Origin of the sequence: Kocuria varians, assembly GCF_006539885.1 — a bacterium.
GTDB classification, from domain to species: domain Bacteria; phylum Actinomycetota; class Actinomycetes; order Actinomycetales; family Micrococcaceae; genus Kocuria; species Kocuria varians.
In genome coordinates this window covers 1-9605 of record NZ_BJNW01000032.1, presented here as the reverse complement: position 1 = coordinate 9605, position 9605 = coordinate 1, and the positions used below count along the sequence as shown (strand labels likewise).

10 protein-coding genes and 1 pseudogene are annotated in these 9605 nt (G+C 65.8%); 4 read left to right on the top strand and 7 right to left on the bottom strand.

What is annotated here, in order from left to right; genetic code table 11:
* Window positions 1-134 precede the first annotated feature (134 nt).
* The 3 genes from KVA01_RS12380 to KVA01_RS12370 all read left to right on the top strand — a co-directional run bounded on the left by KVA01_RS12380 (window position 135) and on the right by KVA01_RS12370 (window position 2600).
* A complete protein-coding gene (locus tag KVA01_RS12380; protein ID WP_141270547.1) occupies window positions 135-1691 on the top strand; it encodes a recombinase family protein in 1557 nt (518 codons plus the stop codon).
* A gap of 137 nt (window positions 1692-1828) precedes the next feature.
* On the top strand, window positions 1829-2383 hold the full coding sequence (locus KVA01_RS12375) for an antirestriction protein ArdA (protein WP_141270545.1): 555 nt from the start codon (window positions 1829-1831) through the stop codon (window positions 2381-2383).
* Between the two features lie 10 nt (window positions 2384-2393).
* Complete coding sequence (locus KVA01_RS12370; RefSeq protein ID WP_059280959.1) at window positions 2394-2600, top strand: hypothetical protein; 207 nt, start codon at window positions 2394-2396, stop codon at window positions 2598-2600.
* 48 nt (window positions 2601-2648) lie between these two features.
* Here KVA01_RS12370 and KVA01_RS12365 read toward each other — a convergent pair whose 3' ends face one another.
* Window positions 2649-3593, bottom strand: coding sequence for a hypothetical protein (locus tag KVA01_RS12365; protein WP_141270543.1), 945 nt, complete (start codon window positions 3591-3593; stop codon window positions 2649-2651).
* Here KVA01_RS12365 and KVA01_RS13070 point away from each other — a divergent pair.
* Window positions 3592-3798: a hypothetical protein gene (locus KVA01_RS13070; RefSeq protein ID WP_233438880.1), complete on the top strand. Its 207-nt coding sequence runs from the start codon at window positions 3592-3594 to the stop codon at window positions 3796-3798. The genes KVA01_RS12365 and KVA01_RS13070 overlap by 2 nt on opposite strands.
* 135 nt (window positions 3799-3933) lie before the next feature.
* Here KVA01_RS13070 and KVA01_RS13265 read toward each other — a convergent pair.
* The 6 genes and pseudogenes from KVA01_RS13265 to KVA01_RS12335 all read right to left on the bottom strand — a co-directional run.
* Window positions 3934-4281: pseudogene (locus KVA01_RS13265) on the bottom strand (relaxase/mobilization nuclease domain-containing protein); the annotation flags it as partial.
* Between the two features lie 131 nt (window positions 4282-4412).
* Window positions 4413-4985, bottom strand: coding sequence for a plasmid mobilization protein (locus KVA01_RS12775; RefSeq protein WP_218023616.1), 573 nt, complete (start codon window positions 4983-4985; stop codon window positions 4413-4415).
* 95 nt (window positions 4986-5080) lie between these two features.
* Window positions 5081-5404 (bottom strand): hypothetical protein, encoded by a 324-nt coding sequence (locus KVA01_RS12350; protein ID WP_141270541.1) that lies wholly within the window; start codon window positions 5402-5404, stop codon window positions 5081-5083.
* Window positions 5405-5406: 2 nt separating this feature from the next.
* Window positions 5407-5739: a hypothetical protein gene (locus KVA01_RS12345; protein WP_141270539.1), complete on the bottom strand. Its 333-nt coding sequence runs from the start codon at window positions 5737-5739 to the stop codon at window positions 5407-5409.
* Window positions 5740-5767: 28 nt separating this feature from the next.
* Window positions 5768-8761: a hypothetical protein gene (locus tag KVA01_RS12710; protein WP_141270537.1), complete on the bottom strand. Its 2994-nt coding sequence runs from the start codon at window positions 8759-8761 to the stop codon at window positions 5768-5770.
* Window positions 8758-9054 carry a helix-turn-helix domain-containing protein gene (locus KVA01_RS12335; protein WP_059280964.1) on the bottom strand — a complete coding sequence of 99 codons (297 nt, stop codon included), beginning with the start codon at window positions 9052-9054 and terminating at the stop codon, window positions 8758-8760. The genes KVA01_RS12710 and KVA01_RS12335 overlap by 4 nt, the downstream gene beginning before the upstream one ends.
* Between the last annotated feature and the right edge of the window lie 551 nt (window positions 9055-9605).

Here is a 9605-nt window from a genome sequence, read left to right as displayed (position 1 = left end):
GGGTTAGCTGCGGCATGGTCGTCTCCTGGGGTGCCTTGTTCGTTTGCTTAGATGACTCAACTCTATCACTATGCACACTGATGGTGACATCGTCAGTCATGGACGGCGCTTACGTCAGAGGCTAGACTGGGAACATGAACGAGCGCTCCACTTCACACCGCAAAGCAGCGATCTACCTTCGTATCAGTCAGGACCGCGAGATGGACGGGCTCGCCATCGACCGTCAGCGCGAGGACTGCGAGAACCTCGCCCGGTTCCGGCGCTGGGATGTCGTTGAGACTTACGTGGACCAGTCGAAGAGTGCCACCGACCGAACCGCGATCCGTCCGGACTACGACCGCATGGTTGCCGACTACCTGCTCGGACGGTTCGACGCGATCATCTGCTACGACCTGGACAGACTCACCCGGCAGCCTAGGCAGTTGGAGGACTGGATCGATGCTGCTGAGTTGCGAGGCCTTGCCCTCGTCACGGCCAACGGAGACGCGGACCTCTCCACCGACGGCGGGCGCATGTATGCACGCATTAAGGCCGCAGTGGCGCGTGCTGAGATGGAGCGCAAGAGTGCCCGTCAGTCCGCAGCCCAGCGTCAGCGCGCCATGCAGGGGCGTGCTCCGAAGGGCATGCGCCCACTCGGCTACGCCGTCGACGGTGAAGTGATCCCCCACGAGGCTGAGGCCGTGAGGGCGATCTACGACCTGTTCACCAGGATCGAGCACCCCGAGTCGCTGCGATCGCTCGCCCGGGCTCTCAGTGGCACCGAGCAGATCGATGGGATCACACCACTGCCCAAGCACACGCACACTGTGAGCGTCGAGCGCGCCACCGCCCGCGCGCAGCAGGGCCTCGAACCTAGGCCGATCGTCGAGGACGGTCCGTGGTCTCCCTCGACCGTGCTGGGCATCCTGCGGAACCCGCGTTACGCGGCGCTGAGCACGTACACTCCGAAGTTTGCTCAGGCGGATGGGAAGCGGCGCCGGATGTGGAAGGCGCAGATCCTCCGTGATGACGCTGGAGAGCCGATCCGGGGGCAGTGGGAACCGATCGTTAGCGATGAGACGTGGTGGAAGGCGCAGCAGGTCCTCGATGACACGGAGCGGGTGACGAACACATCCGGCTCGACCAAGCGCAAGCACCTCGGCAGCGGGCTCTACCGGTGCGGATACGTCGACGAGGAGACCGGCGAGGTGTGCGGGAGGAAGGTGACCGGGGCACCGCGCGGGTACAAGTGCGCAGGGCACATCGTCCGCTCGGGCGCCGCCATCGACGATTTCGTCATGACGGTCGTCGCCAAGCGTCTTGCACGCAAGGACGCGACGGTGATGGTCGAGGTCGCGGTCGGTGGGCCGCATGCGGCAGGCATCGACTCGGCGATCAGCGACCAGCGGGCGCGCATTCTGCGCGCCGAGGCCGACTACGACGCCGAGATCATCGAGGCCCGCGACCTCAAGCGCGTACGGGACGCTGCAGAAGTGCGTATTCAGGAGCTGGAAGCCGAAAGGCTCATGCAAGGGCGCGCGGGCGCGCTGTCGCCGATCCTGGGCGTCGATGATCCTGCCGAGGCGTTCCAGGACGCTTCACTTGACCTCCGTCGTCAGACCATCGACACCCTTGCCACGGTTACCCTTCTCCCGCAGCCGCGCGGGCGCAAGGGGTTCAGGACCGAGTCCGTCGTCGTCGACTGGAGGTAGACCACCTGGTTGGGTAGCCACGCGGAGCGTGGCCGGGAGACCTCTTGAGAGCGGCGACGTGGCGTAAGCGCGTCGATTCACCGAGCACGACTGCCTGTCGCGCCCGCCGCTCTCCTCGACCACGGAGGAGACCTGCCATGACCACCCGAACGAACACCGACACCACGCCCCGAGCTTGGATCGGCTGCCTCGCCTGCGACAACAACGCTCGCCTCGTCGGCGAGTGGTTCGATGCCGAGACCGCCGACGAAGTCACCCTTGCTGACGTCCACGGCGGCGCTCATCGCGTGCACAGTGGATGCGAAGAGCTGTGGGTCATGGACCACGAGAACATCCCCACCTCGGGCGAGATGAGTCCGTCGGAGGCCGCAGAGTGGGCTCGCGTCCTCCTCGCGGTCCCCGAGCACCAGCGCGATGCTCTGTGCGCTTGGACGGCCTCCGGCAGCTACGTCGCAGAAGGCACTGGAGACCTGCCGTCTGTTTCCGACTTCGAAGAGCGCTTCTGCGGAACATGGGGCAGTTTCCGGGACTACGCCGAGACTCTCGCCGAGGAGATCGGCCTCATCCCGCAGGACGCGCCGGAAGAGCTTGTGCGCTACTTCAACTGGGTTGCCTGGACCCGCGACCTCGAATACGACTACACGGTGGTCCGAGCCGACGCGATCTCCGTGTACGTCTTTCGGGACCTGTGAGGGAGCGATCATGAGCGCTGAGACCAACGCCTACAGCCACGCCGAGTCGTTTCGGTGGTGGATCGGCGACCCCGAAATGAGCGATGAGGAGGCCCACCTCCATGACCTGCTCGCCCTGCACAAGGCAACCGTCGAGCTGATCCGCCAGCAGCGGGACCTTCTCGGGTACTTCGACACCGATGCCGAGTTGTTCGGTGATGACCCCGAAGTCGACTGAGTTCAGAGTGCTCCGTAGCTTCGGCTACGGGGCATCTCTTTTCGTCGTCTACCAGCCGCGATAGCTCTCGTACAGCTTCTTGCCTAGCCACCAGATCAACCAACCGAACAGAGCGCATCCTCCGAGGGCAGCGAGGGCAATGAGCCCCTTCGTCCACCAGACGCTCGCGGCGGCGAACGAGTCCCAGGCCCATCCAAGCAACGGTCCGAGGCCGAGCGTCTGCGTGGTGCCACCGACCATCCCCGTGAGCATGATGAAGGCGACGGTGAACGGGATGAGGGCGAGGCACATTCGCCCGACCATCGCCCAGTTGACCTTCGCCGAGAGCTGCTCGACCCGGCGCTCCGCCCGCCCGGCAGCGCTGACCACTTCGTGGGCGCGGTCGGTCACCTCGGCGAGCTTCTCGGTGCCGAGCCTGCCCACCCGTTCTTCGAGCCCCGCGACGGTCTGCTCGATCCTCTGGACTGGAGCCTCGACAGCCTTCGCCAGACATTGATCAAGCACCTTCACAGCGTGCTCGGTGAGCTTGTCCGTGTCGATACGGACGTTGCCGCGCTTACGGACGGCCTCGGCGAGGTCAGCCGAGGCCGAAGTCGTCGACTTCAGCTCCTCGCTGATCTTCGTCGTCATCGAGTACGCGGCCAGGTCCGCCCTGGTGACCGAGGACCCGTCGGGCAGCTTCACGACCTCGCTGCTGCTCAGCTGCTGCGCGACGGCGCTCAGCGTCTTCTCGATCTCGTTCAGCCGCTTCTTCGTCTCGGCGTCGAGCGGCAGCGTGGAGGGAAGTTCGTGCTGCCGCGAGGTCGATAGGCGATCCAGCCGCGTCATCTGGTCCTCGTCCATCACCTTCACGTACTCGGTCAGGTCGGCGACGGTCTTCGTCAGCTGCGCGATCTGCTGCATGTCGGCGTCGTGCTGTGAGATCAAGTTCTCCAGGAGCTCCGTAGTCTTCTGCTGCTCGTCGGCCTGCTTGATCCTGTCCAGCGCTCCCATGAGCCTGTCCCTTCTGTGCGTGATAGTCGAAGATCTCTTGAGCACCTTCGGCGGTGAATTCGGGTGTCAGCGCCGAGGCCTTCTTCCGTCCGAGCTTCCCGTTGTCATCCCGGCGCATCTTGTAACTCCAACCGTCGCGGCTCGTCACCGCGAGCGTGACCCCGCGCTCGGCGAGGACGTGCTCGAACGCCTCGCGATTCGTTGAGCGCGAGTCGGTCAGTGCGTCATAGACCTTGTCCCCGAGGGCCTGCTCGAATCCGCCCGGCGCGAAGTCCTCGCGCCGCAGCTCCCAGTCGGGCTTCGGTTCCGCGGGATCGGGGAGCACCCGCAGGCCCTCGTCTGCCATCAGCTCGTCGTTCAGCTGGCGCAGTCCGTGCTTCCACGATGTGTACCGCTGGAGGCTCTTACCGGTGAGGTTGTCGTGGTTGATGACCAGGATGTGTGCATGCCCGTGACCTCCGGCGGAATCAGAGTGCGCCGCGACCATGTAGTCAGCGCTGTGCATGCGTTCCGCGAGTTCGACGGCTACGTCCCGGATGCGTTCAAGATCGGCCTGCGAGGTCACGTCGAACTCGTCAGGGTGGAACGCCAGAACGTAGCTCTGAAGTTGGTTCGTCCGACCGTGAGCAGCGGCGTGCGCCTCGGCACACGCTATGAACTCCGACGGGGTCGTCCCGCCATCGACCATGGACATCGCATACGCGGCTGCACGTGTCGATCCGACCTTGAGGAGCTCCTTTCGCACCTCAGGGTCACGCCCGTAGAGGATGTACCCAACAGCTCCTGCAGCGTTGGTCGAGGGGCGGATGTTCACGGTACTCATACCCGTGTCCAATCGCCGAGCGAGGCACGCATCTCGTCCACCGCAACCATCACCGCGTGAAGGAGACTGTCATCGACGGCAGCACCCTTGCGGAGCGCCTGGTTCAGGTTCACACCAACTCGACGCAGCTGCTCTACTGCCGGAGCAAGAGACGTGAACGCCGCCTCCTTCAATCCCGCGTTGTTCTCCAGCTGATCGACCTTCGAGGACCTCGAGTCCAGCGCGTCGAGCATGACGGCACGAGCCCATGCGCTCGGCTTGACGCTGAGCACGTGGGCACGGCGGCGGATCGCATCGCGATCAGCCACCGTCAGCCGGACGTCGAGAGAGACCTCCCGACGACGGCTGTTCCGAGGCTCCACCGGAGCCTCGGCCGACCCTGCCCTCTGCGCAGCACCACGACCGGTGTTCACCTGGGGGTCGTGGTGCTGCTCCGCTGCCAGGGCCGGGTCTTCCGCACACCCCTCCGCACGAGCCCGACCAGCGCTGCTTGGGGAGTCGGGCTCGCTCTCCGGGGCGTACGGAAGACGGCCAGCAGGGTTTTTGTCGGACATTTCGCTGACGCTCATGTCCTCCAAGAACCGCTGGCCTCCGTCCTCGGTCGCTGCGGTCCCTGCGGGCGGAGGGGTCCCGGGACGCTGGCGCAGGTCCCGGAGCGGAGTCGTCAGCCGTTCCACGGTGCCTCCCCCTTCGGCTCAGGATCGCCGGTCTGCGCGGCAGACCTGTCGACCACATCGCTCGAACGCGATGCCGCCTTCCTCGACCGGATAGACCGCTTCGCCTTCTCCGCCGCGAGAGCATCACGAGCTTCCCCGGCGAGGCGGTCGTAGAGGTCATGGTCCTGGTCGCGCAGCAGGTCGATGACCTTCGCTTCGATGCGGCGCTGCTCGGCAGCGGCCGCACGCTTGAGCTTGGCGATGCGTTCGGACGCACGGCGGCGCTCCTGCTCGATCAGCTCTTCGAGGTTGGTCGTGATTTTGTTGCTCATGTTCAGTTCTCCTTTTCGTTCAGGGAATGGCCCTCTTCGAGCTCCAGCGACGCGATCTCGGCCGGAAGGTCGAGGGCGGCGATGATCGTGTCTTCGCGCAGGCCTTCGTCGCGTGCTTCCTTCACGTCCTCACGGAGCAGGTCGAGCACCGCACCAAGCACGAGTGCCTCGGAGCGCAGGGAACCCTCGATCGTGGTGCGTCGAGGGTCGCGGGCCTGCCATGCATCACCGGGCGCGTGCCCGCCGATGAGCCAGTCCGTCATCGCGATGCGCACCGTGTTCCGGTCGTGCATGTCCTGCATCAGGTCGTCGAGCATCTGGTAGTCGTTGTTCATGGTCATTCCTTTCGGGTCGTTGGGCTGGTCAGTACGGGAGTCGGTCGGCGTCCGTAGGGTGGTCGCCGGGCGCCATGGATGTCATCCGGTCGAGGTACGGGTCGAGGGTGTCGATGGGGAGCATCTGGGACGCCCGCTCGGGCCGGCGGGCGTTGTCCCAATCGCCTAGGGAGACAGTGCCGAGCCCCCACTCGCCGAGCCAGTCGAGGCGGTCGGCAATGGTCATCGAGCGGTCAGCGAGAGTCGGGATCGTGGCGACGCCTTGACGGTGCGCCATGACGATGGACATGAGCACTGCGCGCTGCGGAGTGACGATGCGGCGGCCCTTACCGTGCGTGTACTTCAGGTTCCAGTCGCGCCACTCAGCGACGGTGCGCAGGCATCCGGTCTCAGCCATGTCGCGGGCGATCTGGCGAGCGCGCAGGCAGTCCTCGACCCGCTCCCACGGCTGCGTGGTGAAGGTCGCCATCTCCTCAACGGAGCCGTCCGGCAGAGGCACCATCTCGGGTGTCATGGAGGGCATGACGGGCTGACGCTTGAGGTCGTAGTCCATGCTCACCGAGCGCTCGACCCGGGACGGCAGGAAGTCCTTACGATCCTCGGTGCGTGACAGCTCCTGGAACGAGGGGAATCGCGTGTACCCGTTCGGCACCCGGCCCTCGCGGGTCACGACAGCGGTCAGCAGCAGTTCCCGGTCCTCGGCACTGTCCGGGACGGTACCCTTCGGAGCCTTGAGGCCGTTGTGAGCGCACACCCCGCCTGGAGAGAGCGACACGTTGCCGCGCGTAGTGAAGTTCACCAGGCCGTCCTGCGCGTGCTTCGCCTCCCAGATACTCGGGTCGCCGGTCAGAGCAGTGCGAGAGTCGCTGAGCACCTCGTCAAGCCCGTAGAGGTCGAGGCCAGCGACCTCATCAACGGTGAAGTCCGTGATGAACCCGTCCGTGGTCACCGAGAAGACGTGCCCGCCGTGTTCGACGATCTGGTTCATGGTCGCGAGCAGCTGCGCACGAACGAAAGACGTGGTGGTTGCGGCGTGGTAGGGGCTGGAGACCGCCGAGCCGCCGACGCTGTCCATCTCCTGTGCGCGAGCGTCCCATGAGCGCTGCTCAGCGACGTCCTGCGCGGTCTTGCCGTACACCGAGTTCACGCCGGTCTTCAGCGTCTGCTCTTCCAGAGACCCCTTGCCGAAAATCTTCTTGGCAGCGTTCCGGTCGTCGATGAGCTGCTTCACCCCATGGCGCAGGGACAGGCTCGGCCCACCGTCCTGCCCCAGCTCGCGACCGAGATAGCCGATCTGGCAGTGGACCTCAGCGCCGAGGCGGAGAGCGAGCCACAGCTCCGGGCCGCAGACCCAGGTGCCAGCAACACCCTCGGACGTGCGCGGATAGACGAGGGTGCCATCAGCGACGATCGGCAAGCACGGATGCGCCACGTCTGCGGGGAACTCGAACGACACGAAGCCGACGAACGGGGTCGCCGCCGAGGACACGTCGTCAACGGTGAGCGATCGCTCATGCACGACCTCCTCGATGGCACCGGCCTCCCAGTCGAGATCACGCACAAGAGCCATCGCGGTCGGGTAGGCGTTCTGCGCGTCGATGTCCACAGTCGGGGTCGGGTAGTAGCCCGGCATCGGACACGAGTTCAACCCACCGTGATACGCACGGGCGAACGCGGAGGAGAGCTGCGCGGCAGCGCCATCGAGCGGGTTGCGACCCCGCTTCGCGTAGAAGCTCAGCCGGTCACCCTCCTCGACAGCCTCGACGCCCTCGTCCTCGTCCACCAGCCCAGCGAACTTCCGGCGGAACTCCGAGGGGCTCGACGCCCCCAAGTAGGAGCTTCCAGAGTCCACGAGCGCGGCAGCAGCACCACCGCTGAGTGTGATCGGGGGAACGACTCCGTCACCCCACAGCCGAGCGAGGTATTCGACGACGATCACCGCGTCGTTGATGCCGTACTCCAGGAACTCATCCAGGTGCTCACGTCGGTAGTCCGTCATGCGGGAGATCCAGCCCTCCGGCACGTCCAGCTTCGTGACACCGCACGCCTCGCCGAGGACGGCAAGACTCTTCTTCCCGGCGGGTGCCTGCGACATGGTGTCGCGGACGGACACCGACAGGCTCTGCCACCAGTGCCCGTTCTCGTTGCCGCGCTGCGAGCGGAACGGCAGGAGTGTTACCAGGCCACCGGCAGCCGAGGTTAGTCGGACGAGGCTGTCCAGCTCGCGGCTCTGACCGCCCGTGCGGAAAGTCGTAAGGTCCGCCGAGCCGTAGTGGCAGGCGAGCACGATGGGCACGCGCAGCTTCGCCAGCGCGTCCCGACGCTCCTGCCAGTCATCAGACCAGAACGCCCCGCGCGGCACGCCACGGGGACCGACCTCGTCGGGCACCAGCGCGGAATGCCACAGCTCGGCAGCGACCACCACGGTCCACAGCGCCGTGTGCAGCGAGAGGCGAGCGCCGGAGCCCAGCGGGGGAAGGATGACAACCTCGACCATCATCGACGGATCGACCGGGTCCGGCGTGACGAGCTGGTACGAGTCGATGATCCGCGCTCCGTCCACGGTCGTGAACTCGGTGTCGAAGCCCACGACGATCCCGGCGCGGCCGGTCCCCATGGCCTTCACCGACGGGAGATCGCCGAACGCCGTCGTTGACACCGGCACGCCTGCCCCGACAGACTCCGGCGCAGGTGACAGCGGACCGCTCGCGGCGCCACGGTCATACAGTCGTAACTCGGGGCTCCCCATAGGGGCTAATGACCGTGCCGGGGCATTTCCCTCCTGGCCAGGGGAAATAGTCGTCTCGGAGAGGTCGAGAAGGTGTGACAGTTCGGAACTGTCACACTCGGTGACGGGAGGCTGAGACCCCGCCGCCCCGCCGGTCGAGGCATCGTTGGGCACGGTCGCGCGCCCGCTGACCGCGGCTCGTGTGCGACGTCGCACGAGCACCTCGAAGACGATGCCGCGCCGCACGCCGTCGGTGATGTCGTGGCGCACCCAGCTGGAGGCCGCGGCGCTCATGCCGCACCGCCGAAGATCGTGCTGAGACGACGAACCTGAGCGTCGTTCAGTGGGGGAGCGGATGCGGCAAGCCGTTCTGCGGCAGCCTCAATCTCCTCGAAGGTCGCGGGCCTGACGGCCACCGCGAGAGCTTCGAGGTCGGCGCGCAGCACCTTGACGCGGGAACCGACCTTGACGGCGGGCAGTCGGCCGTCAGTGATGTACTTCCGAAGTGTGGAGTACGCGGCATAACCCTCGGCAGCCGCCTGCTGGAGGGTGAGATAGATGGGTTGGACGTGAGGTGTCGAGGACACAGGGACTCCCTAGGAGTCATTACCCGTGTACTCGTGGCCGCCTCTTGAGTCCCTCACCTACCGATGAGGGCGGCTGCGCTCTGGCCTCTGTCCTCGTCGCTGGAGCGCCAGGCCCGACGAGTGTGGTTCGCAATCGGCCGGTCTACCCGAGCGCGTCCATCTCGCTCGGAACCCGTGACTCTGGCCTCTTTCCTCGCGCCGAGAGTCACGCCGGTCCCGCGAGTGTGGGTCACCAGTGGCAGTCGGAGGAGCCCATCCCTTGGGTCCGACACGCGACCCTGCCCTGTTATCCGAAGGTGGTGGGTCGCCCGCCAGTCCCTCTTACCCCGGTGTGCTCGTCCCGGGGTCTTCATCTTTTCCGCCGGAGGAGCACTGCTCCGGTCGGGGTAGTAGTCGACGTTTGGCTACACCACTAAGTCTAGCAAGGTCGGGCGCGTGTTGGCAGCCGGGAGCATGAAATCCGAAGTCCAAGAGGTAAGCAATATACGTGATGCGGTGGAATTCCGCTTCAACGTTTAATCGAGTTCCGGTTCAACCTCTCGATCGCATGG

What these genes read in the sequence shown, in the direction of transcription:
- KVA01_RS12380 (WP_141270547.1), top strand. Translation starts at nt 135, where the DNA reads ATGAACGAGCGCTCCACTTCACACCGCAAAGCAGCGATCTACCTTCGT.
- KVA01_RS12375 (WP_141270545.1), top strand. Translation starts at nt 1,829, where the DNA reads ATGACCACCCGAACGAACACCGACACCACGCCCCGAGCTTGGATCGGC.
- KVA01_RS12370 (WP_059280959.1), top strand. Translation starts at nt 2,394, where the DNA reads ATGAGCGCTGAGACCAACGCCTACAGCCACGCCGAGTCGTTTCGGTGG.
- KVA01_RS13070 (WP_233438880.1), top strand. Translation starts at nt 3,592, where the DNA reads ATGAGCCTGTCCCTTCTGTGCGTGATAGTCGAAGATCTCTTGAGCACC.
- KVA01_RS12365 (WP_141270543.1), bottom strand. Translation starts at nt 3,593, where the DNA reads ATGGGAGCGCTGGACAGGATCAAGCAGGCCGACGAGCAGCAGAAGACT.
- KVA01_RS12775 (WP_218023616.1), bottom strand. Translation starts at nt 4,985, where the DNA reads ATGAGCGTCAGCGAAATGTCCGACAAAAACCCTGCTGGCCGTCTTCCG.
- KVA01_RS12350 (WP_141270541.1), bottom strand. Translation starts at nt 5,404, where the DNA reads ATGAGCAACAAAATCACGACCAACCTCGAAGAGCTGATCGAGCAGGAG.
- KVA01_RS12345 (WP_141270539.1), bottom strand. Translation starts at nt 5,739, where the DNA reads ATGAACAACGACTACCAGATGCTCGACGACCTGATGCAGGACATGCAC.
- KVA01_RS12710 (WP_141270537.1), bottom strand. Translation starts at nt 8,761, where the DNA reads ATGAGCGCCGCGGCCTCCAGCTGGGTGCGCCACGACATCACCGACGGC.